This window comes from Terriglobia bacterium, from assembly GCA_020072845.1.
GTDB lineage: Bacteria > Acidobacteriota > Terriglobia > Terriglobales > Acidobacteriaceae > JAIQGF01.
This window is the reverse complement of record JAIQGF010000012.1, coordinates 30640-53773: the sequence shown is the minus strand read 5'-3', so window position 1 is coordinate 53773 and position 23134 is coordinate 30640. Positions and strand designations below refer to the sequence as shown.

The 23134-nt window shown below is 62.8% G+C and carries 20 protein-coding genes and 1 tRNA gene; 9 read left to right on the top strand and 12 right to left on the bottom strand.

Annotated elements, in window-relative coordinates; translation table 11 throughout:
- Nucleotides 1-19 precede the first annotated feature (19 nt).
- On the bottom strand, nt 20-433 hold the full coding sequence (locus tag LAN70_13840) for a DUF2846 domain-containing protein (protein ID MBZ5512232.1): 414 nt from the start codon (nt 431-433) through the stop codon (nt 20-22).
- 386 nt (nt 434-819) lie between these two features.
- Between LAN70_13840 and mutL the strand changes: the two genes are divergently transcribed.
- The 4 genes from mutL (at nt 820) to LAN70_13820 (ending at nt 5952) form a co-directional block, all read left to right on the top strand.
- A complete protein-coding gene (gene mutL, locus LAN70_13835; protein ID MBZ5512231.1) occupies nt 820-2919 on the top strand; it encodes a DNA mismatch repair endonuclease MutL in 2100 nt (699 codons plus the stop codon).
- Between the two features lie 95 nt (nt 2920-3014).
- On the top strand, nt 3015-3917 hold the full coding sequence (locus LAN70_13830) for a hypothetical protein (protein MBZ5512230.1): 903 nt from the start codon (nt 3015-3017) through the stop codon (nt 3915-3917).
- Between the two features lie 60 nt (nt 3918-3977).
- Complete coding sequence (cmk, locus tag LAN70_13825) at nt 3978-4658, top strand: (d)CMP kinase (GenBank protein ID MBZ5512229.1); 681 nt, start codon at nt 3978-3980, stop codon at nt 4656-4658.
- A gap of 46 nt (nt 4659-4704) precedes the next feature.
- On the top strand, nt 4705-5952 hold the full coding sequence (locus LAN70_13820) for a serine/threonine protein kinase (GenBank protein ID MBZ5512228.1): 1248 nt from the start codon (nt 4705-4707) through the stop codon (nt 5950-5952).
- Between the two features lie 22 nt (nt 5953-5974).
- On the opposite strand, the gene malQ is transcribed toward LAN70_13820, so the two are convergent.
- The 9 genes from malQ to cofG all read right to left on the bottom strand — a co-directional run bounded on the left by malQ (nt 5975) and on the right by cofG (nt 17414).
- Entirely contained in the window at nt 5975-7522 is a 1548-nt protein-coding gene (gene malQ, locus LAN70_13815) for a 4-alpha-glucanotransferase (GenBank protein ID MBZ5512227.1), read from the bottom strand.
- Between the two features lie 170 nt (nt 7523-7692).
- Complete coding sequence (locus LAN70_13810; protein MBZ5512226.1) at nt 7693-9684, bottom strand: peptidyl-prolyl cis-trans isomerase; 1992 nt, start codon at nt 9682-9684, stop codon at nt 7693-7695.
- 147 nt (nt 9685-9831) lie between these two features.
- A complete protein-coding gene (npdG, locus tag LAN70_13805; protein MBZ5512225.1) occupies nt 9832-10527 on the bottom strand; it encodes an NADPH-dependent F420 reductase in 696 nt (231 codons plus the stop codon).
- A 148-nt stretch (nt 10528-10675) separates the two neighbouring features.
- Nucleotides 10676-11953 carry a 5-amino-6-(D-ribitylamino)uracil--L-tyrosine 4-hydroxyphenyl transferase CofH gene (cofH, locus tag LAN70_13800; protein MBZ5512224.1) on the bottom strand — a complete coding sequence of 426 codons (1278 nt, stop codon included), beginning with the start codon at nt 11951-11953 and terminating at the stop codon, nt 10676-10678.
- Between the two features lie 42 nt (nt 11954-11995).
- Entirely contained in the window at nt 11996-12514 is a 519-nt protein-coding gene (locus LAN70_13795; protein MBZ5512223.1) for a DUF1579 family protein, read from the bottom strand.
- Between the two features lie 55 nt (nt 12515-12569).
- Nucleotides 12570-13322, bottom strand: a complete 753-nt coding sequence (cofE, locus tag LAN70_13790) for a coenzyme F420-0:L-glutamate ligase (protein MBZ5512222.1) — start codon at nt 13320-13322, stop codon at nt 12570-12572.
- 397 nt (nt 13323-13719) lie between these two features.
- Complete coding sequence (gene cofC, locus LAN70_13785; GenBank protein MBZ5512221.1) at nt 13720-14385, bottom strand: 2-phospho-L-lactate guanylyltransferase; 666 nt, start codon at nt 14383-14385, stop codon at nt 13720-13722.
- The gene (cofD, locus tag LAN70_13780) at nt 14382-15371 is read right to left on the bottom strand and encodes a 2-phospho-L-lactate transferase (GenBank protein ID MBZ5512220.1); all 990 of its coding nucleotides are present in this window, start codon (nt 15369-15371) and stop codon (nt 14382-14384) included. The genes cofC and cofD overlap by 4 nt, the downstream gene beginning before the upstream one ends.
- Nucleotides 15372-15380: 9 nt before the next feature.
- On the bottom strand, nt 15381-17414 hold the full coding sequence (cofG, locus tag LAN70_13775) for a 7,8-didemethyl-8-hydroxy-5-deazariboflavin synthase CofG (protein ID MBZ5512219.1): 2034 nt from the start codon (nt 17412-17414) through the stop codon (nt 15381-15383).
- A 151-nt stretch (nt 17415-17565) separates the two neighbouring features.
- Here cofG and LAN70_13770 point away from each other — a divergent pair, with 151 nt between their 5' ends.
- Both LAN70_13770 and LAN70_13765 read left to right on the top strand, forming a co-directional pair.
- Nucleotides 17566-18399, top strand: coding sequence for an XdhC/CoxI family protein (locus LAN70_13770; GenBank protein MBZ5512218.1), 834 nt, complete (start codon nt 17566-17568; stop codon nt 18397-18399).
- A 65-nt stretch (nt 18400-18464) separates the two neighbouring features.
- Nucleotides 18465-18541, top strand: a tRNA-Arg gene (locus LAN70_13765).
- Nucleotides 18542-18644: 103 nt separating this feature from the next.
- On the opposite strand, the gene LAN70_13760 is transcribed toward LAN70_13765, so the two are convergent.
- A complete protein-coding gene (locus tag LAN70_13760; protein MBZ5512217.1) occupies nt 18645-19238 on the bottom strand; it encodes a hypothetical protein in 594 nt (197 codons plus the stop codon).
- Nucleotides 19239-19339: 101 nt separating this feature from the next.
- The gene (locus LAN70_13755) at nt 19340-20875 is read right to left on the bottom strand and encodes a B12-binding domain-containing radical SAM protein (protein MBZ5512216.1); all 1536 of its coding nucleotides are present in this window, start codon (nt 20873-20875) and stop codon (nt 19340-19342) included.
- 852 nt (nt 20876-21727) lie between these two features.
- Between LAN70_13755 and LAN70_13750 the strand changes: the two genes are divergently transcribed.
- From LAN70_13750 to LAN70_13740, 3 genes are all read left to right on the top strand, one after another.
- Nucleotides 21728-21922 (top strand): hypothetical protein, encoded by a 195-nt coding sequence (locus LAN70_13750; protein ID MBZ5512215.1) that lies wholly within the window; start codon nt 21728-21730, stop codon nt 21920-21922.
- 513 nt (nt 21923-22435) lie between these two features.
- Entirely contained in the window at nt 22436-22645 is a 210-nt protein-coding gene (locus LAN70_13745; protein ID MBZ5512214.1) for a hypothetical protein, read from the top strand.
- A gap of 78 nt (nt 22646-22723) precedes the next feature.
- The gene (locus tag LAN70_13740; GenBank protein MBZ5512213.1) at nt 22724-22993 is read left to right on the top strand and encodes an RNA-binding protein; all 270 of its coding nucleotides are present in this window, start codon (nt 22724-22726) and stop codon (nt 22991-22993) included.
- Nucleotides 22994-23134 lie beyond the last annotated feature (141 nt).

Below are 23134 nucleotides of genomic sequence, written 5' to 3'. Positions count from 1 at the left end.
CGCCTGGCGATCTGCTCAATCATTGCCCGCCTGCTGGGTTCCGACACACGCCGGCGACTTGGTCGGCTTTGAGTGGTTCCAAGCGATCAATCTGTTGTCGCGCCTGCACCGCATCGACAAGCTCGAACGTTCCATTCTCACTGAACGGACCTGTCGTGCCGACGACCCGAAGGAAGTAGTCCCCGCCAGGCTTCACTTCCAGATCAATGCCGGTCTTGGCGTTATTCGAGGTAAACGTGTGTTTGCCGGCGGCGACGTTCATTTTTACGTACTTCCCGCCCTGCACCGCTGCGATGCGTTGCCCATCGCAGAACGCGATCGGCTTCCAGCCCCGGTGATGATCCACCAATCGGAAGATCGTGACGGTGCCGACGTCCCCCGCCGCAGCAGAACACACCAGGAAAAACGTGAGAAGAACAGCGCGTTTTCTCAAGAGCCACCTACCCCATTCCATGGAATGCTGGATCGTACCACCGGCAGTGGCCGTGTCAAGGTAAGCCGCCCATTCTCGATTGTCGATTATCGATTGCCGATTGGGAAAACCTGGATCGGTTCTCGGTTGGCGGTTAGCGGATCAAACCCATTGCCGATTGCCGATTGTCGATTGCCGATTTGGAAAGCAGATCCCTCCCCTTCGGCTTCGCTCAGGGCTAAAGGCGCGCTCGGGATGACACTCCTTAGGGAGGCGGCGAGCTTCCGGGAGGCGGTGAACTTCTGCTCATGCTTTTGCGACGGAAGCAAGAACTGACGACCGAGAACCGAAAACCAATGACCGACAACCTGTTTTTCGTATACTGCGATTGACCTCACACTCTTGCCATGGGCCGCATTCACATTCTCCCCGAGCACGTTGCCAACAAGATCGCCGCCGGCGAGGTGGTGGAGCGCCCGGCTTCGGTGGTGAAGGAACTGCTGGAAAACGCGCTGGACGCGGGGGCGCGGCGCATTCGGGTGCAGGTGGAAGGCGGCGGCAAGAAGCTGATCCAGGTCACCGATGACGGCTGCGGCATGGTGCGCGACGATGCCCTGCTGGCGTTTGAGCGGCACGCGACATCGAAGATCCGCAGTGCCGACGATTTACTGACGGTCGCGACCCTGGGGTTCCGCGGCGAGGCGCTGCCGTCGATTGCGTCGGTGTCGAGACTGAGGCTGGAGACGTGCGCGGCGGATTCAGAACCATCCCCACCCTATCGCTCCACCTCGACTGCGCTCGGGGCAGGCTCCACCGGGAGCGATAAGGGTGGGGCAACTCTCGTTCCGTCTGGCACGGTGGTCGAGATTGCGGGGGGAAAAATCCTGCGGGTGGAGGAAGCGGGGCTGCCGGCGGGGACCTCGATCACGGTGCGCGACCTGTTCTTCAATGTGCCGGCGCGGCGGAAATTTCTGCGCTCCGAATCGACCGAGCTGGCGCAGATCGCTTCCCTGGTGACGCACTACGCGCTGGCGCATCCGGACAAGCATTTCGAGCTGCATTCGTCGGTGAACGCGATGCTGATCGCGGCGCCGGTGGGGTCGCACCAGGAGCGCATTTACCAGGTGTTCGGGCGGGAGACGCTCGATCAGTTGCTGCCGTTGGCGGCGGTGCTGCCGCTGGCGCGCGTGGGTCTGCCGCAACCACCACCGTGGGCAAAGCGCGACGAAGACGAACCGCAGGAAAAGTTCGTGCCGGGCGAGTTGCGGCTCCACGGGTTCGTATCCAAGCCGGAAATTCAGAAGCTGAACCGGAATTCGATGTTCGTGTTCGTCAACGGGCGGCTGATCCGCGACAAGGTGGTGCAGCACGCCCTGACCGAGTCCTACCGCAACATCCTGCCGCCGACGGTGTACCCGGTCGTCCTGCTGTTCCTGGAGTTGCCGAGCACCGAGGTGGACGTGAACGTGCATCCATCGAAGGTGGAGGTGAGGTTTCGGCAGGGTTCGGTGGTGCACGACTTTGTGCGCGACTCGGTGAGAGCGGCGCTGATGAAGGCGCGCCCGGTGCCGCAGTTCACCCGAGAGATCACGGCGCAGCCGACGGCGTCGCCGGGTCTCACGCCCGGTGCGAGATTTCCCGAAAGCCCCCACCCTGTCGCGCCCCCTCGCTTCGCTTCTGGGCAGGCTCTCCCAGGCGCGACAAGGGTGGGCCACCCGGGTGAGCTCGGAATCACGCAGGCGGACGCGGATTTTGCGCTGCGCGCGCCGACACTGCCGCCGGTTTCGCAGCGGCTGGAATTTCAGGGCTCGATTGAGGTGGAGGGCAATGCGGCGGTCCCGGTCGCGCGTTTTGCATCGCAGGCGGTGGCGCCCGACGGCGGATGCGGGCGCGAACTTGCCGATCTGCCGCCCAGCGATGCGCCGCCGTTCGAATCGCTGAAACCGCTGGGGCAGGTGCGCGAGTCGTTCATCCTGGCGGTGAATGAAGAAGGGCTGTGGATCATCGATCAACACGTGGCGCACGAGCGCGTGCTGTTTGAGAAAGTACTGCGGCAGCGCGCGGCCGAGCGGGTGGAGTCGCAGCGGCTGCTGATGCCGCTGATCGTGGAGCTGTCGCCGCAGCAGCAGGCGATCTTTGCCGAAATCTGCGACGAGTTGCGGCACAACGGCTTCGACGCGGAGCCCTTCGGATCGCGCACGGTGGCGGTGAAGACCGCGCCCGCCGGCGTGGACGCCGGCGACGTGGAACGCATGCTGCACGAGTTGCTGACGCAGTTCGAGCGCGAAGAGCAGGCGCTCAACCTGGAGATCGCGCGGGCGCGCATCGCCGCTTCCATCGCTTGTCACGCGGCCATCAAGATCAACACGCCGCTGACCGCGGACAAGATGGAATGGCTGCTGCGCGAATTGGCCAAGACCGAGTGCCCGTTTTCATGTCCCCACGGGCGGCCGGTGGTGTTGCGGTATTCTGTTCGCGACATCCAGAAAGCGTTTAAGAGGATCTGACGATCGGGTGATCTGATGATCGGGTGATCGGGTGATCTTGAACCCGCACCCATGGTTGTCGCAAATCGCCCGATCGCGCATGCACTACATCAGCCATGACTGAACAGGAATTGCAGCAAGCTCGACGTCAAAAATGGCGCCTGGACGGGCGCGGCATGCGCACGGTGGAGGAGGCGCGCGAGTTCATGGAAAGCGTCGGCATGTGCCTGCTGTATCCCACCAAGCCGGCGGTGCTGGCGCCGACGTTTCTGGGGGCGTTGGCGGGAACCGACGAGGGGTTGCCGACGGCGAAGCTCGCGTTTGCCGACGCGCGGGCACATGAGGCGATCGAGTTGATGGTGCGCCTGCTGCGCGAGAAGGCGGCGTTCGAGGGCAGTGTGTTCGGCGAAGCCGGGTTTCTGGTGTCGGAGGCGGTGTTCCCGTACCTGTACGGCGCCTTCGGCGACAAGAATCCCCGGCAGACGCCGAAGCCGGGAGCGCACTCGGAGTACTCGCCGCTGGCACGCGACGCGTTTGAGGCGATCCGAACGCATGGTGCGATGTCCAAGCCGCGCTTGCGCGAACTGCTCGGCGGCGAACCATCGGCGCCGGCACTGGACCGGGCGCTGAACGAGTTGTGGTCGCGGCTGCGGATCACGCGGGTGGATTACACGCCGGAAGAGGGCGCGAAGTGGGACGCGCTGTATCGCTGGGCGCCGGACCGGGTGCGGGCGGGAATGCATACCTCGCTGCCGGAAGCGCTGTCGGCGCTGGTGTCCAAATATCTGGAGGCGGTGGTGGCGGCGGAGCAGTCGGAGGTCGAGGAATTTTTCGGGCACATGGTGCCGAAATCGCGGGTGAAGGAGGCGATCAACGCGCTGCTGGCGGCGCGCGAGTTGAGTTTCGTCAACGTCGGGAAGAAGTCGATGGTGCAGGTGGCGCAGAGAAGAGAGGCATTCGTGGCGAAAGCACGTTCGGCGCAACGTGTTAGCGAGTGGCCAAGAAAGCATAGATCCTGAGTGCGCCAAAAGCGGGCGCACTCAGGATGACGCCTTCAAGGGTTATCGATAGATCGAGGAATGGCGGAAGAGAGCAAGAACCTGGTGATCGCGATTGATGGGCCGGCGGGAGCGGGCAAGAGCACGATTGCGTCGCGGCTGGCGCGCAAGCTCGGCTACGTGAACCTGGAAAGCGGAGCGATGTACCGCGCGCTGGGCCTGAAAGCGATCGAGAACGATGTCTCGTTCGACGACGAAGGCGCGCTACTGGAGCTGGCGCGCAATTCGCGCATCGAACTGCAGCCGCGGGTGGACGGCAACCGCGTGCTGCTGGATGGACGCGATGTCAGTGAACGCATTCGCGAGACGGATGTGACCGCAGCGGCGTCGCGCGTGTCGGTACACCCGGCGGTGCGTACCTACATGGTGGCGCGGCAGCAGGAGATGGGCGCGCGCGGCGGGGTGGTGATGGAAGGGCGCGATATCGGGACGGTGGTGTTTCCCAACGCCGACGTAAAGATCTTCCTGGAAGCGGCGCCCGAGGTGCGAGTGGAGCGGCGGCTGAAGCAGGGCAGCGGCGAGGAGAAAGACGTCGCGGCGGAGTTGCAGCAGCGCGACCAGCGGGACCGAACGCGGGCGGCGTCGCCGCTGGTGGCGGCGCAGGACGCTGTGGTCTTGGATTCGACGCATCTCAGCATCGATGAGGTCGTGGAAAAAGCGGAGGCGTTGGTCAGGGTGAAGATGAAGGTTAACTGGAGCTGAGAGCGTTACCATGGAGCAGTTCGCAAACGTAGTGTTGGAGTAAGTAATGGCGCAACAAACGCCTCGTCAATTCAAGACTGCCTTCGAGACCTACGAGTTCGTGCAGCAGGTTGGTGCTGGTGGAACCGGGGCCGTGTTTGAAGTAACCGCGTCGGACGGAGAGCACTACGCGCTAAAGGTGTTGGACAAGACCAAGGCGACACGCGAGAAGCGGAAGCGGTTCGAGAACGAGATTCACTTCTGTTCGACCGAGCGGCACCGCAACATCATTCACGTTCTAGGCTCCGGCATCACCGAAGACGAATCGCCGTTCTACGTTATGCCGCTGTACCCGAGCACGCTGCACAAGGTCATGGCCGCTGGAATCAAACCTGCTGATGTGTTACCGGTATTTGACCAGTTGCTCAGCGGACTTGAAGCCGCCCATCTGATGGGCGTGTGCCACCGCGACTTGAAGCCCCAGAACATCCTGCATGACCCCAAATCAAACACTTATGTTCTGGCGGATTTCGGAATTGCCAGGTTCGGGGAGGCGGATCTGCACACTCTCGTGGAAACCGGCAAGCATGAGCGATTGGCAAATTTCATGTATGCAGCACCTGAGCAGCGCGTCCCTGGCCGCGTGGTAGGGCAGCCGGCTGACATCTACGCAGCGGGACTGATTCTTAACGAAATGTTCACCGCTGAAATCCCGCAGGGTGCCGGGTTCAAACCTGTGGGGGCAGTCGCGCCCGATTTTGCCTACTTAGATGGGCTCGTCGACGCCATGAGACAGCAGGTTCCGGAGCGGAGGCCCACTGTTGCAGCGGTGAAGGAGGAACTGATCGCCCGTGGCAACGAATTCATCAGCCAGCAGAAACTCGATGCGCTGAAGAAACAGGTGGTGCCTGAGACAGACATTGACGATCCTTTGGTCAGGAATCCAATTACGCTGATCGCACCAGAAGATTACGATAAAGACCAGCTGGTGCTGAAGCTCAGCGGTGCACCCAACCCGCAATGGATTCGGCTTTTCCAGAATCCGAGCGGCGGCTACACTTTCATTGACGGAATGGTGCAGCCCAACCTTTTTGCCTTTCACGGTATTCGCGCGGTCATCCGCATTGCCGACGAACGATACACTCAGCGGGCCGTAGACTATTTCAAGCAGTATCTGCAGCAGGCAAACACGGCTTATGCTGCTTGGGCTCAAGAGCAGCATCGACAAGAAACTGACGCGAAGCGACGCGAACTTGCTCGCAGGGTCGCGGAAGAAGAGAAACGACAACGAGTACTCTCGACGCTGAGGGTATGACGGACGGGCCAACCACGCGCTGTCATGCCGCGAAATCTTCGCTCGCTTCTCCGGGGCGCTGCTGATCGGCGGATGGAGCGGCGGAGTTGCGGTCGCTGACCGCGGAAAGCCGCGCCAGACGTTCGGCGTATTCCGCCTTCAAATCCCCCGGACGATAACGCCAGGTCCAGTTGCCGTCGCGGCGGCTGGGAACGTTCATTCTCGCCTCGCTGCCCAGCCCGAGAACATCCTGCAAAGGAACGACGGCGAGCCGCGCGGGCGAAGTGATGGCAGCACGAATGAAGGCCCAGTGTATGCCCGCGGGATCGCTGCCGACGTAGTCTTGGGCAGCGCGGCGCTCCTCGCCCCAGATGGAGTTGAACCAGCCGAGGGTGGTGTCGTTATCGTGCGTGCCGGTGTAGACGACGCTGTTGGGCGGGCAGCGGTGGGGCAGGTGGATGTGCGCGCCGGGGTTGCCGAAGCCGAATTGCAGCACCTTCATGCCGGGGACGCCGAGCCGCTCGCGGAGGGCGTGGACCTCGGGGGTAATCATGCCGAGGTCTTCGGCGATGAACTGGAAGCCGCCGAGGGCCTGGCGCAATACCTGGAAAATGTCGTCGTTGGGACCGCGCACCCAGCGGCCATGAATCGCGGTAGGCTCATGCGCCGGAATTTCCCAATAGGACTCGAAGCCGCGGAAGTGGTCGAGACGCAAGTTGTCGCACAGCTCGAGCGCCCACTTCATGCGTTGCACCCACCAGTCGTAGCCGCGCGATTGCAACACGTCCCAGCGATAAATGGGGTTGCCCCAACGCTGGCCGGTGGCGCTGAACGCATCGGGCGGCACGCCGGAAACGACGGTGGGATTCAGTTGGTCGTCGAGCTGGAAGAGATCGGGATGCGTCCACACATCGGCGCTGTCGTAATCCACGAAGATGGCGACATCGCCAATGACGCGAATGCCGCGCCGGCGTGCGGCCTGATGGAGGGCGCGCCACTGCTCGAAAAATGCGAACTGGGTGACGCGGGAAACGTCGAGGGCGGCGCCGAGTTCCCGGCGCACGCGGGCCAGCGCCTGCGGCTGGCGGCGAGCGAGGTCGCGCGGCCACTGGTTCCAGGCGCCGCGCGGGTAACGGTCGCGGAGGCGAACGAAGAGGACGTAGTCGTCGAGCCAGAAGGCGTTGTCGGAACAGAATTTTTCATACCGGCTGCGCGCGGCAGCGCCGGCGTTGGCCAGGAAGTTGCCGGCCGCTTCCCGCAACAGCGGCAACTTGATGGCGCGCACGTGGTCGTAGTCAATCGCTCCGTGGTGTTCCGACAAAACCGCGAGGCGGCCGCGGTCAATCCAGCCGGCATCGGCGAGTCGTTCCAGGCTGACGAGCAGCGGATTTCCGGCAAAGGCGGAGATGGAAGAATAGGGAGAGTTGCCGATCGCCATCGGCCCCAAAGGAAGGATCTGCCACAGCGTCTGATGGGCGGCGGAGAGGAAGTCAAGAAATTCATAGGCGGCCGGGCCGAGGTCGCCGATGCCGCCGCGCGCGGGCAGCGACGAGGGATGCAACAGGATTCCGGAGGCGCGTTCGGAGATCAAATTCAGCTCTCAGCTATCAGCTGTCAGCTATCAGCCGTCAGCGTCAGTTTAACGATTGAGTCAGATGCCTGCGAAGGGTCAAGCCACAACGCTCACGACTTCGGTCCCAAGCTTGTGTCTCTCTGGTCAGCTTGAGAGCTGATAGCTGATAGCTGACAGCTGCCTTCGCGTTAGTAGCCGGTTTCGGAGCCCTGGGTCGGCGTCGTAATCCGTTTGAGCTCCTGCTGGTTGATCTTGATCTTGCCGCTTTTCTCCATCTGCTTCTGGAGGTTGGTGGCAAAGACCTCGAGGAACTCGTTGCGCTTTTTCTGCAGGAGCTGGTCGCGCAGCCGCTCCTTGGAGGCGGCAAACTGCGCCGGCGGCGGCTCCTGTTTTTCCAGCAGGGCGACGACGACGCCGTTGCGTCCGGTGTTGATGGGCGCGCTGATCTCGCCCGGCTTCATTTCAAAGACGGCCTGCGCCGGACCGGAGAGCGAACCGAGGTCGGGCACCTGGCCAGTCGGTCCGACCAGATCGCTGGTCTTCACCGTGGCCCCGACTTCCTTGGCGGCCTTCTTGAGGTCGTGCAGGGAGCGCGCTTTCTCCGAGAGCTCAGCGGTTTTCTGCTGCAGCATCTGGGCCGACTTGTCGCCCTTGAACTCCTGCTCGACGCGGGCGCGGATTTCCTCGAAGCTGGGGCTGCGCGCCGGCTCGACCTTGGTGACCTGGTAGATGACGTATCCCGCCGGGATGTGGACACGGTCGGGCGCGCTCTTGTCGCGCGCCCCGAAGATGGCGGACATCAACTCCGGCGCATTGCCGACGCCGGGCAGTGAATCGGTGCGTGTGAACAGGCCGGTGTCCACGACTTCGAAGCCATTGTCCTTGGCCGCCTTGTCGAGGCCGGCGGTGCGGGCTTCGTTCTGGGCCTTGGAAGCGAGCGCGTCGGCACGGCTGGCCGCCTTGTCGGAGGCGAGCTGCGGCTCGATCTGCGGCTTGACCTCGTCGAGCGGCTTGACGTGCGCGTCCTGCTTGTCATCCACGTGGATGATGTGGAAGCCGAAGGTGGAGCGCACGATGCCGCTGGTCTGGCCCTTCTGCATAGAGAACGCCGACTGCTCGAATTCGGGGACGGTCTGGCCGCGCTGGATCCATCCGATGGAACCGCCGTTGTCCTTGCTGCCGGGATCTTCGGAAAATTTCTTGGCCAGCTCCGCGAAATTGCCGCCGGCCTGCACCTGCTTGAGGACGGATTCGGCCTTCTCGCGCGCCGCCTTCACCGCCGCCTCGTCCACCTTGCCGTCAGGACCGGGCGCCGGCGTCTTGATCAGAATGTGGCGGACGTTCACCTGCTCGGGCACACGGTATTGGTCGCGATGCGAGTTGTAGTACTGCTGGAGCTCCTGGGGCGTGACCTGCACCTGCTGCCGCACCCGGTTGGTGTCAATCACGATGTAGCGCGCCTGGCGCTTCTCGGGAATGGCGTTGGCGTACTGCTGCTTGTGCTGGTCAAAGTAAGCCTTCAGCTCGGCGTCGGTGGGGTGGACCTGCTTCATCAGGTCTTCGAGGGTAACGATGGCGTAGTCGAACTTGACCTTGGTGTTCTCGCGCTGGTACTGCTGCGCCAGTTCCTGATCGGAGACGGTGACGCCGCCCTGGATCGCGGCGGTAAGCTTGCGGATCAGTAGGTCGCTCTTGAGCAGCGCCTCGAAGTTCTGCACGCCCATGTTGAAGTTCTGCTGGATGAAGTTCTCGTAATTCTCCTGGCCGACGAAGGTGCCGCCGGGGAACAGCGCCGAGGCGAAGCTGCCGTGCTGCAATTCGCTCTGCAGCTCGGCGTCGGTGACTTTGAAGCCCATGCGATGGGCCTCGGCGACCATCGCCTTCTGGACGATAAGCTGCTGCGCCGCGCGCTGCATCAGGAACGGCATGAACTGCTGCGGGAAACCGCGCGGGAATTGCTGCTTGCCCATTTGACGGGCGGCGTCCTGCACTTCGCTGACGGTGACTTCCTGGTCGCCGACCTTGGCGATGATGTTGCCCTGCGGGTTGCCGAAACCGAAGGCATCGCCGAGGATGCCGCCCGGGATGAGGGTGATGGCCATGGCGCCGCAGATGACGACCAGCAGCCCGCCAAGGACAATCTTCTTCACCTTGCCGGGGGTTTGCAGAAATCGAATCATGGGTCTAGTTGCTCCAGAAATACGTGCGCAATCATTTCATTATAAACGAGAGAGCGGAGCGGGACTGAGGTGATGGCATTGGTGATTTAGTGATTTGTGATTTAGTGATTTCGATAGATCAGTAGATGGCAAACAGAAATCGCTAAATCACAAATCACTAGATCGCACATCTTCTTCGATTCCCGTGATCCTCAAACCCGCCGAATGCACTTTGTGGCGGATGTTGAGGGTGATAAGCAGGGCGGTGATCTGCTCCACGATGCGCGTGTTCTCCAATTTGCCGCCGTCGAGCGGGCGCGCGCCGGGAATCTTGCGGGCAAGCTCGTAGGCGACTTCTTTCGCCTTCTCGTGGTCGGTGCAGACAATGACGTCACATTCAACGGGCAAATCGGCTTCCAGCAGCGCGGCCGAGATGTTCTGAAACGCGCCCACGACCGCGATGCCCTGCGGCACCATTTCCGCGGCTTGCTGCGCCGCCGAGCCCTGCCACACGCCGAGCACGCGCGAGCCGCGGTCGCCGACGCCGCTGGCCAGCGGTACGGTGGCGCAGACCAGCACCGTGCCGGGGCGGAAGTGATTGCGCAACTGCTTGAGGATTGCTGCCTGACCCTCGAAGGGAACCGCCAGCACCACGACATCGGTGGCGCGGACGGCGGCGGAATTTTCCATGCCTTCGACGACGGCGTCCGGTCCAAGGCGGCCGCAGAGGTCCTGGGCAGTCATGCGGGCGCGGTTCTCGTCGCGCGAGCCGATGATGACGCGCAGCCCGGCGCGCGCCCAGCGCGAGGCCAGGCCGCGTCCTTCGGGGCCGGTACCGCCGACGATGGCAACGGTGGAAAGCATGAGAGTTTCAGTTTCAGTTTCAGTTTCAGCTGTTAGTTCCCAGCTTTGCCATGACGACACGCAAAACCGAGATTCCTCGGGGCTTCGGCGCTTCGCGCCTCGGTCACGGCTGAAGCCGTGACCTACCGAGCCCCTCGGAATGACAAAACTAAATGGGCTCGTGCGGCACGGCTCCCTCGACTTCGCTCGGGACAAGTTCCGCCGTGCCCTTCCCGAAAGCCGTACCCTTCCCGAAAACATTGGCATTCCCGACTGCTGTGTCATCCATCAATTTCAATCTTGTGTAGGTGGTATTGCGCTCGGCGGGGGTGCGGCCGAGTTCGCGAATGCGCTCGTGGAACTGCTCCGGGCTGAGGTACTCGCCGGAGGTGGCGCCCGCCAGCCGCGAAATGCTTTCCTCCATCAGCGTGCCGCCGTAGTCGTTGGCGCCGGCGCGCAAGCAAAGTTGCGCCGTCTCGCGGCTGAGCTTCACCCACGACACCTGCACGTTGCGGATGGCGCCGGCAAGCATCACCCGGGCCAGGGCGTGGATCTTCAAATGCTCGGCGAGCGTGGGGCCGGGACGCGCCATGCCCTCCTGGAACAAAACCGTGTTCTGGTGGATGAAGCCAAGCGGCACAAACTCGGTGAAGCCGCCGGTCTGAGCTTGAATGTCGCGCAGCAGCAGCAACTGGTTGACCCAGTGTGCGGTGGTCTCGATGTGGCCGTACATCAGGGTTGAGGTGGAGCGGATGCCGCACTGATGCGCGGTGGTGATGATCTCGCGCCAGCGCGCGGTGGAAAGCTTGTTGCGGGAGATGAGCGCGCGGACGTCGTCGTCGAGAATTTCGGCGGCGGTGCCGGGCAGGGTGTCGAGGCCGTTGTCGCGCAGCATGGTGAGGTAATCGCGCGTGCTCATGCCGGTAAGCTCGATGCCGTAGGAGACCTCCATGGGCGAGAAGGCGTGGGTATGCATGTCGGGCACGGCGCTTTTGACGGCGCGGAGAATGTCGCGATAGTAGAAAGGCGGCAGGCCACGCGGCAGCCCGCCCTGAATGCAGACCTCGGTGGCGCCGCGCTGGCGAGCTTCACAGGTGCGGCGGGCGACGTCTTCGAGGGTCAGAAAATAGGAGTCTTGTTCGCGCGGGCCGCGGCTGAAGGCGCAGAACTTGCAGCCGACGAAGCAGACGTTGGTGAAATTAATATTGCGATTGACGACGTAGGTGACGACGTCGCCGACGATGGAGCGGCGCAATTCGTCGGCAGCAACGGCCAGGGCAAGCAGGTCAGAATTTTCGGCGGCGGCGAGGCGGAGACATTGTTGGCGCGTGAGGCAGGCGCCGTCGTGGGTTTCGAGCACGGCCTCCAAGGCAGCGCGGATGTCCGGCGAAGCTTGCTGACAAACGTCGCGCCAGCCAATCGTTCCCAGGTGATTGAAGTCCGTCATTCGATGCGGTCTCGCGGTCATTTGCCCTCTGAGGCGCCGTGTTTATTCAGGCTTGACGGCCTGCTGATCGGCGAAGCTCTTCCACTTCCCTGTCGCGTCTTTGTTTTCCAACTGGAAGCGCCAGCTCTTCGCCTGCGGGTTCCAGGTGAAGGTATTGTGAAACGGCCCGTCAGCATATTCAAAGGTGAAGCGGATGCTGTTGCCCGAGCGCGTTCCGTAGCCGAGGAACTCGGAGTATCGTCCCCCATAGATGTCGAGCCAGTGGGCGACATAGCGTTCGCTAGTGTTGTCGTAGCCGATATAGACGTCGGCCTCGTACGGCGGCTGGCCCGGCGCTGCGCTGACGGCCTTCTCGTGGAACCGCAGGAACTGGTGGTTCAGCACCCACTCCGCTGTTAATCGCATTTCGAGCTGCCGGCCCATCACTGGACCGCTTACCTTCCACTGGCCTTGCAAGTTGTCGAGCAGGTCGTCGTGGAAGATGCGATTGGGTCCGTCCAGTGGCTCCTGGGCCATCGCGAAGAATGCGAACATCAGCAGGAACACCGGGAGTCTTTTCATAGCAGCGAAACTCGATACAAACATCCGTGCCTCCGGGCAACATCTCCTCTGATCGTCAGCGAAACAAATCGCGCTTCGCGGGGCGGATCAGGTCGCGACCGCGGCCGCGTCCCGGCTCATAGTCGAACCCGCGAATGATACACGCCGGCAGGCGCGAGAGCTTGCCACAGGCCAGCCCGGCCATCCCGGCCAACTCGTCGGCAGCGGCTTCCAGGCTCACCCGCAGCGGGTAACCGTAGGGATCGCGCTGCGCGCGGTAATCGCGAAATGCCTTCATGCCGGCCACGCCGATGGCCGCCTCCGCCAATCCTTCGCGCCACGGGCGCCCGAAGGTGTCGGTAATGATAACCGGAACGGCGAAGCCCAGGCGGCGCCGCAATGCGCCATAGATCCGCTGCGCCGACTTGTCGGGGTCATGGGGCAGCAGCACCGCGCTGTGCCCGCCATCCACGTTGGACACGTCCACGCCGCTGTTGGCGCAAACGAAGCCGTGCGGCGTCTCGGTGATGAGCACGTTGCGGCGGCTGCGGACCACGCGCGCCGCCTGCGCCAGCCCAAGTTCGACGACGCGGGCATCGAGGTGGTGGAGCTGCGCCCGTCGCCGCGCCGTCGCCCGCGGGCGCACCTGGTCGAGGGCGATGATCTGCCCTTCGGCCTTGGAGACAATCTTGTGGGTGACAACCAGGATGTCGCCGCGCCGGAACGATATGCGCGCGCGCGTCATCGCCGCGCGGATGATGTCCGGAATCGAGTCTCCCGGCAGGACTTCCCCGATGCCGGGAACCGGTATGGCGGTGAGGGGAGACATGAGGCGGAATAAATGTATCAGGGAGTACTGAGTACCGAGTACTGAGTACCGAGTACCGGGACGTGAGGGGCTATCAAAAGTGGTGAGGAGGAATTATTTCCTGTCTATTGTCCGGACCGGCGGCCTCCTGGCTCGTCGAAAGTTTGGCTGCGGGCGGAGCAGCGGCGGGATTCAATCCGGTCAGCCAAATACGTGCCGAGATAAAGCGTAATGAAGGACAGCGACGTCACCGCTAGAAACGACATCATCAGGCGCCTCCGGAAATGAACCCCATCCGGGGAAGACAATATCGCGGAGGGAAAGGCGGGAAAATGTCACGCGGGTAACATCGCTCGTGACGAAGGTAACCTGGCGGCGGTCAGCGCCGACCCGGGCTCACGGCCCGGGACTTATCTTTTCAAGCACTTGCCTTGCCGCGCCAGCGCTCCGGAAGCTTCCACTCGCAGAGCAGCTTCTGGGTGAGGGTGCGCATGGGAAAGCCGAGCAGTTGGGCGAGGTCGGCGGGACGGTCAATGTCGAGCGCGATCCCGGGAAGATCGGCGTTGTCGAGCACGACTGAGGTCTTGCCGGTAGCGCGCGCGGCGGCGTGATGGGGCAGGAAGCTGTCGTTACCAAAACGCAGCGGGAACAACGCGCACGGCCGGCGCAACACCGCGTTGGTGCCGCGGGCGTCGGCGGCGGGCACCAGCACCGAACCTTCCTCGGGCATGGCCGCGAGCACCGCCTCGACTTCGCAGGCGCGCAGCAGCGGAATGTCGCCCGGCAGCACCATGGTGAACTGGGCGCCGCGCTTTTCCGCCTCGGCAGTGGCCATGGCAATGGCGTCGCTCTCGCCGAGATTGTCGTTGTCAACGATGATCTGGAAACCGTAGTGGCGCGCCAAGCCGGTGGCGAAGGCATCATCGGTGACAAGAGCAATGGCGGGCCGGGGCTTGACCTCCGCCAAGGCAGCACAGACGTCCTTCAGCATGGTGCGCGCCAGCGTGGTGCGCTGCTCCTGGGTCAGCACCGAGGCGAGCCGCTGCTTGGCGGTGGACATTTCCTTCACCGGAACCAGGATCATCGCGCCCTGCCTGCTACCACCCCATCGCGCGCGGCGCGCGCTGGGGACCCCAGTGCGGCGCGCGCCGGGATGATGGCCGAAACCGCCGCGCGCGCGAGTTCGGCTTTGGCGTTGTCGGAATCCATGATGGTGTTGGTGAAGGTGACGTGAATGCCGAGCTTTTCGATGTCGGCGGCGTGCGGACGATCGCGCTCGTCGGCGATCAGCGCGTCGAGAAAGTCTTGATAAGCTTGTGCGACGCCGGCGATCGAGACCGGCAACTGTTGCGTCTTCATCAATTCGCCGGCGGGGCCGGACACGGCAGCGCCACCGACGATCGGGCTCACCGCGACCACCTGGGCCGCGGTCTGGCAAAGCGCAGCGCGAATGCCCGGCACGCTGAGGATGGGGCCGATGCTGGTGATGGGATTGCTGGGTGCGATCAGCACCGCCGCGGCGTCACGGATCGCTGCGACGACACCGGGCGCGGCCTGCGCTTGTTCCGCGCCCACGAAACGCACGCCCTTGGCCGGCACGCGGTAGCGCTCGCGCACGAAGTATTCCTGGAAGCTCAATTCGCCGGCGTCGGTGAGGACGCGCGTCTGCACGCGGTCGTCCGACATCGGCAGGATGCGCGCGCGTACGCCCATTTCCGACGCGATCTCCGAAGTGGCCTCGGTGAGCGTGTGCACGGTGAGCAGTTGGGTGCGGCGGAGATGGGTGGCCAGGTCGCGGTCGCCGAGTTGGAACCAGGCCGGCGCGCCGAGCTGCCGCATGCGCTCCAGGCAAGTGAAGGTGTCGCCCTCGACGCCCCAGCCGCGCTCGCGACTCAGGATGCCGGCCAGCGCATAGGTGATGGAATCGAGATCGGGGGAAACGTGCAGCCCCCACCAGGTGAGGTCATCGCCGGTGTTGACGATGGCCGTGACTTCTTCGGGCGGCACAACGCGCACCAGTCCCTGGACGAATTTTGCGCCGCCGGTTCCGCCGGTGAGTACGGTGATCATGGTTGCGGTTTACGGTTCACGGTTATCGGTTATCGGTTGAATTGCCGAACTGCCGGATCGAGAAGCTGCGGACGGCACGGTGGCGTTCGGCACCGTAGGGGTCCCCTTCGACGAGCTCAGGGCAGGCTCTCGACTCGGGCGTGCGCCCTCGCTCGGGATGACACCTCTAAAAGGAGGCACTTGATTCGCAGGGAGACCCTGGGCTGAGCTCGTGCTCATGGCGTATCCGTCCGCATCCGCCGCGGCGCGCGTTTTCTGCGCGGCCGGACCTCCGGCCTGTGCGACGTTCTCCAGAAACTCCGGATAGACCGGCAGGCGCTGGCGCAGCGCACACCCGGCAGCGCGGGTACGCTCTTCCAGTTCGCGGAGATGAGGCCATGGGCGCTCGGGATTGATGTAATCGGGCGTGAGCGGCGAAATCCCGCCCCAGTCGTTGATGCCCGCCGAGAGCAGTTCGTGATAATTCGGCGCGGACAGGTTCGGCGGCGCCTGAACATTCATGTTACGCAGAATGAGCCGCGCCACGGCGACGGTGCGCAGCATCACGCCCATGCTCGGCTCGGCACGGCGCGACATCGGGATCCCGGCTTTCACACGGAAATTCTGCACGATTACTTCCTGGATGTGCCCGTAGCGGCGGTGCAGTTCGGCGATGGCGAACAGCGAGTCCACCCGGTCGCGCGCGGTTTCTCCGATGCCGACCAGGATTCCGGTGGTGAACGGAATCGCCTGACGGCCGGCGGCCTCGATCACCGCCAAGCGCAGCGCTGGCGCCTTGTCGGGCGCGCCGCGGTGGGCCGCCAGTTTCATGAGCTTGTCGCTGGTGGTTTCCAGCATCAGGCCGACGCTGGGCGAAACCGCGCGCAGACGCCGCAGCCATTGCGGGCTCATGAGGCCGGGATTGGCGTGGGGAATGGTGCCGGTCTCGCGCAGCACCAGCTCGCACATCGCTTCCAGATAATGCAGAGTGGATTTGTACCCGAGGCGGCGCAGGGCAGCGCGCATTTCCGGGAAGACGAGTTCCGGCTTGTCGCCCAGGCTGAACAGCGCTTCGCGGCAGCCCAGGCGCTCGCCTTCGCGGGCCACGCGCAGGACTTCGTCGGGCGTCATGGTGTGCGCGCCGGGCTGGCCGGGATCGCGCCGGAAGATGCAGTAGCCGCAATAATCGCGACAAAGATTGGTGAGCGGCAGGAAGACCTTGCGCGAGTAGGTAATGACGCCGGGTTTGAATTGCTCTTTGAGGCGGATGGCGGTGGCGAGCAATTCGGGCAAGTCGCGATCAGTGCATTGGATGAGGTGCAGCGCCCGCTCGGGCGTGACCGGGAGGCCGGCGCGGACCTCGTCGAGATAGGAAGAGAGGCGTGCCGTCCCTTCGGGACTTTTCAAGCGAGTCGCCGGTCGCCGGTCGCCAGTCTCCAGGCGAAAGGTCCTGGCGACTGGAGACTGGCGACTGGAGACTGCGGCGTACTCCCGCACGCGAGCGCGGTACGCAGCCGGGCTGTCGAGATCGCGCCAGATGGCGTCGGTTGCGACCGGCACCGATCTGACGCGCGCGGCATCGCGGTACACGATTTCGCGCGCCGTCTGCGATTGTTCAAATTCCGCGCGCAGCTCCGACGCAAAGATCACCGGATGTCCGCCGCGACGCTTGCATCTCGGTATCGCGATCGCTTGCCCGGTTAAGCGCGTGCGGAATGCCGCCGCCAGCTTCGCAATCACCGGGCGCGTGAGCAGTGGATAATCCACCGGGTAGAGCATGAAATCGGCGCCGGGCGCGATCCCGGCAAGAGCTGCCTGCAGCGACGACATCTGTCCCGCACGCCAGTTCGCGTTGACCACGACGCGCGCGCCGGCAGGGATGAATTCGCGCACGCGCTCCGCCTCACTACCCAACACGACAACCGGGGCTTGCAGCGCGGCGCAGTTTTCGACCGCGATTTCCAGCGCGGTTCTGCCGCCGAATCTGGCCAGCGCCTTGGGGAACCCCAGGTCGGAGGCGCCGGCGGCCAGGATGATCGGAACGATGGTGCCGTCCCCACGCATAAGGGCTGAGCTTACATCAAACGCGGCGTGGGGCGCTTCTCTTGCTCAACTGAAGGCCAGAGGGCGGAAAGACCTACATCTGCCAAGAACGCGGATGGGGGGCACCCGTGACTTTGACTTGCCCCGGTTCATCCAACATAATCGATGCGCGATGGATATTTACCAGGAGATCGTGGGGTTGCGGCAGGCGGGGCGGCGCGGCGCGCTGGCCACCATCACCAACGTCCGCGGCTCGATCCCCTCGTTCCAGACATCGAAAATGCTGGTGCGCGACGACGGCTCGATCGTGGGCACGATCGGCGGCGGCTGCGTCGAGGCCGAGGTCTGGCAGGCGGCGCGCGAGGTGATGGAGCAGGAAAAACCGCGCACCCTGACCTTCAACTTAAACGAGAATCCGAAGTACGATAGCGGGCTGGTTTGCGGCGGGACGCTGGAGGTGTTCATCGAACCGGTACTGCCCATCCCTGTGCTTTACCTGTTTGGCGCCGGGCACGTTGCCTACAACACGTTCAAGGTGGCGCGCGGCGCGGGGTTCGACGTGGTCATCGTGGATGACCGCGAGAGCTATGCCAACCGCGAGCGCTTTCCCGACGCGCGCGACGTCATCGCCGAGGACTTCGACCAGGCCTGCGCGCGGCTGGCGCCGAATGAGAATTCCTACATCGTGATCGTCACCCGCGGGCACCGCGACGATATGCGCGTGCTGCGCTGGGCGGTCACGACTCCGGCGCGCTACATCGGCATGATCGGGTCGCGCCGCAAGACCATCTCCATCTACAAGGAACTGGAAAACGAGGGGCTCGATGCGGCGCTGTTTGAACGCGTCAATGCGCCGGTCGGGCTGGAAATCGGGGCGGTCACTCCGGAAGAAATTGCGGTGGCGATTGTCGCCGAACTGATCGCGTTCCGGCGTAATTGCGAAACGGCGGTGGCGCGCAAGAAGCTCGCGCAGAACCAGGAAAAACAAGTACCGAGTACCGAGTAGGGGGTACCGAGCGGAAAAGGCTGTGGCGGCCAGAAACCGGATGGCCACGGTATAATCAAAAACGCGCGCCCGTAGCTCAGCTGGATAGAGCGATTGCCTCCGGAGCAATAGGTCGGGAGTTCGAATCTCTCCGGGCGCGCCAGTTCTTTTTAAAGCGCACACCGGCGGTCCCATATCAAAGTCAACCGTGGGCGGCGAGAGTTCCCGCTGCCCGCGATTGCCTGGAACGATCCGGAAGAAACCAACTACCTTCGGCGGCCGCCCGCGTTGTATCCCTCAGCGTAACCGGCTCTGTAACCCTCCCGGAAGGCGTTTTTGTACGCCGTCTCGCTGCCCATCGAAGAGTTGTAGCCGCTGGTTCCATTCTGGTAAGTGCTGCTGTAGGTAGGACGATTACTGTGGCCGTTGTTGCGGTCCGCTCGTCCGTAATCCAAGCCAGTCTTGAAACCATTGTCGTAGGCCAGGCGCTGGACATCGTTGCCGTATGGGCGATTGCCGGTGGGCCCGCGCTGGCCGGGCCGACCTTGGTATGTGCCGTGGCCTTGATAAGCCTGGTTGTAACCGAATTCGTAGGCGCGCCGGTCCGCGTCATTGTTGGGATGCACACGGTAGCGGAGAGCGCGGTGGTTGTCGCGGTCTTCCTGCCCGTGTTTCAAGCCCTGCTGGTAATTGGGGTTGTTGGCGTAGGCGTTGTCGTTATTCTTGTCGTTGTCGTGCCCGCGGCCGTGCTCGAGCCCTTGCTCCGACTGATACGCGGCGGCGATAGCCGGCGCACTCAACACAGTCACGGCAAATGCCAGGGCCAAAGCCCACACGGCGTGACGCAGATTCAGTTTCATGGGAAACCTCCAATCTTGATGTTGATTTGAGGCCACATTCGTCAGTATCTATTCTGACGCCTTCAATAGCTGGTCAGTATTGAACACATTGCGAGTCCCAATCAATCTGCGGCAACGGGTAGCATCTCCTTGTCTGCCTGGGGAACTTGCAGGTGCGGCAGGGGGCGGCCGGCGAACAGGAGCCGACAGGGCTTCGCCAGCCAGCGTGCCCATCGCGCCGACGAAGATTTCCTCGCGCTGTCGGTCGCAATGCCGGTATCGGCGTACATGTGCCGGTAGATCCTGGAAATGAGCAGAAACGCCACGCGCCCCTTCTGCGACTTGATAAACCGGGAGCGTTTCCAGATGGAGCGCCACGTATAAAACTTGTCCCACACGGCCTGGGTCTGGCGGCGGATCTCCTCTGCCGACATCACCGGGTGCGGCCAGTAAAGCTTGGGACGAAGAGCAGTGGGGATGAGCCACCGTCGGGTGATCGGTATGCCCGCAATGGTTTCGGGCGTGTCTCCCAGAGTCTTTTCCCATTTAATAAAGTCCACGGTGCCGGGAAAGGGCGTGAGCATCACAAACTGCGCAAATGTGATTTCGGCCCGCTCGGCTACATCCTCGGTGGCCATGAACGTGGCGGGATTGTCGCTGGGCAAGCCAAAGATGAACGATCCGAGCACATGGACACCGTGGCGCCGGAAGGTCTGAAGACGCTCCACCAGGTGTTCACCCGCCAGATTGAAATCCTTGTAAACGTCTTTGAGACCTTCGGGGGTGACCGATTCCACCCCCACCAAAGCGCCTATTATGTGCGCTGCCCGCATGGCGTCGAGAAACTCCGGATCTTCCGCGGCTTCCATGGTGATCTGAGTGAAGAAGCGCACGTCAGGCAGCTTCGCCAAACGCGACATGAGTTCGAAGCGTTCCGCGCGCAGCGATTCCAGTTCATGCAGACGGGCTGAGTTGTTCTGTTGCGCGGCCAGGCGCAGGTCACCGAGGGTTACCGGATAAAAGTTGTCGTCGGCGAGCGCGATGAAGCGGAAGCCCAGCCGGCGCAATTCGACAATTTCCTCGATCACGGCATCGGAAGAACGCTGGCGGGGGCGCTGGCCGTCGGTGCGCCAGACGGAACAGAAGGAACAATGCTTGGGACAGCCTCGAACGGTTTGCACCGAAGCCCACATGTACCGGTTCCGCGGCAGCAAGTCCCAGCGTGCGGGAGAAAACTGGCTCGCCTGGATGCGGCCGCCGGCATAGGTCGGCTGGGGAGCGCCGCGGCTGCAATCTCCGAGAACAATGGGCCAAGCCTGATCGCCATCGCCCTGGACAACGGCGTGGGCGCCGCCGAGCTCGGCGGCCTCTTCCGGATATAACGTCGCGTGAATTCCGCCGAAGACCACGTAGGCGCCGCGGTCACGGGCCATTCTCCCAATCTCGTAACCGCGCAGCGCGTTCGCGGTATGCACGCCGATGCCAACCACGTCGCCGGGTTGAATGCTGGCCGGATCAACCTGGACGAGGGTCTCGTCCACGATCGCCGGGTCTCCATAACACTTCGGGGTTGCAGCGGCCAGAACATACAGCCATCGCGGAGTAATGACGGCTGTTCCGAACGACACATCACTGGGGTTTACAAGGTGGACCTTCATGCGCCCATGACCCGTTTCCTCCGATTGAGTGCCGGCTAGTCGTGCAGGATGACGTTCAGCAAAGAACCGTGAATCTGCATCGCGCCGGCGCTGTATGCAACATTGCGTTGTCCTCTTTGACGGAACCCGAAGTGCCGTGACCCTGGGCCGGCGGAACGGCAAGTCTGTCAGAGCGGTTCCGGATGAATATTTCGAACTGCGGCGCCTTGAAACGCCGGTTTGCTCCAGAAGGCAAGGCCGCCGTAACCCTTAATCCAGCGGCAGGAGCGGAGGTTGAGAGTAACCAGTATCGCGGTCGACTGCGAATACAGGGGGGTGTGCACTAACGCACGCGGAGACTAATGATACACGACTTTGTCCGATAGCGGGCAGAAGGAGTTTTGGCCGAGCAAAATTGAACAGTCCCTGGCTTGGCGCGGGCGTAGGATGATTTCAGGTGCGCATGATGGAGAATTTCAAAAGCAGCAGAGAGGCCGGTGCTTGGCAGCCCGGCCAAAATCTAGCGTTCTTGATCATCGCCTGCGGAATGATCCTGGGCGGGGTGCTCGTGTTTCTGCTCTGATCGCGGACCAAGCACGCGCCACGGTCCCGCCTGAAAGGTGCAAAACCGATGAGCGACAATCACGTGACCTACGAGGGCGTGACCTACCATCTCGTGGAAAACCTGCCACCCCTGAAGTGCCACGTGGTAACGTGCTCCTGTTGCGGGGGAGTGGGCCAGATGTACGGACGAAGGTGCAGAGAATGTAAGGGCCGGGGTCTTGTGTATCCGCCACTTTCGGATGCGCGAACTGAAAGTACAGGTGGTTAGAACGAGGTTTGCGCTAACCGAGGGACGGCGAAGGGAGACGAATGTCGAACTCCAAGTTGCAAGCAGCCATCGACGAACTGGAAAGGCTTTACGGGACCGTCAAGGCTTTCAAAGCGCGCAATGGGACGCTGCCGAATCCCGACAGCGATGCCGGGCGCGCCGTGTTAATCCTGGAGGCGTTCGCCGATGAACTGAAAAAGATGCAAATCGGACGACTGGTCTACGCCGAGATGTAGCCACTGCTGGGCCGCCGGCCCCCGCGCCCCACGAGTTTGGACGGATTGTGGGCGTGTTCCGGCGTCGCAATCACTGGCTAGAGTGGCGGCGACGATTCAACGTGGGCGCGACTTGCTTGCTTCTTCTGGCGCGCTGTCACCCGCGGTCCGGGTGCACTCAATGCCGCGCACAACTCGCGATTGCGTTTCCGGCGAAGGATCTTCTTCTTGCGCAAACGCCCGAATCTCGATTTATCACCGTTGCGTTCCGACAAGCAGTTGCTCCTGTTCTCTGCGCCCCGTCTGCCGCTCTTGAGGAGAACCGGCCCATTGGCCGGGGCGTGTTCCACCTAGTATGGCCTCATTGCCTGGTCGCGTTTGTGCAAAATTGACCACTTTCAGCGTCAGCACAGGCGTAGGATGAGAGAGGTGCCCACATGGGAAGGTCGGAAAGCTTTCCAGACGCAGGTCTCAGCGGCTGGAACCGAACCCGATTCCGTGAGTGCCCCAATATCGTTGCGAAAGGGACTACCCATGATGAACACCAAGTTTGTTGTCAAAGTGAACCGCGTCGGCAGGCGCACGGTTGAATACGTGCAGCGGATTGACGCGATTCCCCTGCGGACGACCACCAACCTCAAATTGGCATTGGTAATGGGAAAATTCACCGCCGAAGACGTTATCAAATCGATTGCTACTCCCCGCTGCAAACCGGAGTTAATTTCGGTACAGGTCATCGCCTGACAATTGATCGCGGGAGGGTGTGATCCTGCGCATCGCATGGGCCAAGGCTCACCACGGGAGCTTCGGAAAGGAATTCTTATGAAAAAACTTTATGTTGGCAATCTCTCGTTTTCCACGACAGAGAGCGATCTGCGCGAAATGTTCGCAGCCTTTGGCGCGGTGGCAACCGCTTCGCTGGTGACTGATCGGGACACCGGCCGCTCGCGCGGATTCGGCTTTGTCGAAATGACCAACGACACCGAGGCAGCCGCCGCCATTGCAGCATTGAACGGCAAGGATTCGGGCGGACGTCCGCTCACGGTCAACGAGGCGCGGCCCAAGAAGAGCGGCGGTGGCGGTCGCTACTGATATTGGCCTTGCATTACCCCGCGATCGCGTTTTGATTACGCCTGGAAAACTCACAACTGTACCGATGCCGAATCGTTCAGCGACCAATGAGTCGTAGGCCGCGGTCATTCACGTCGAGTGTAGAGGAAGATGAGGCCGGCG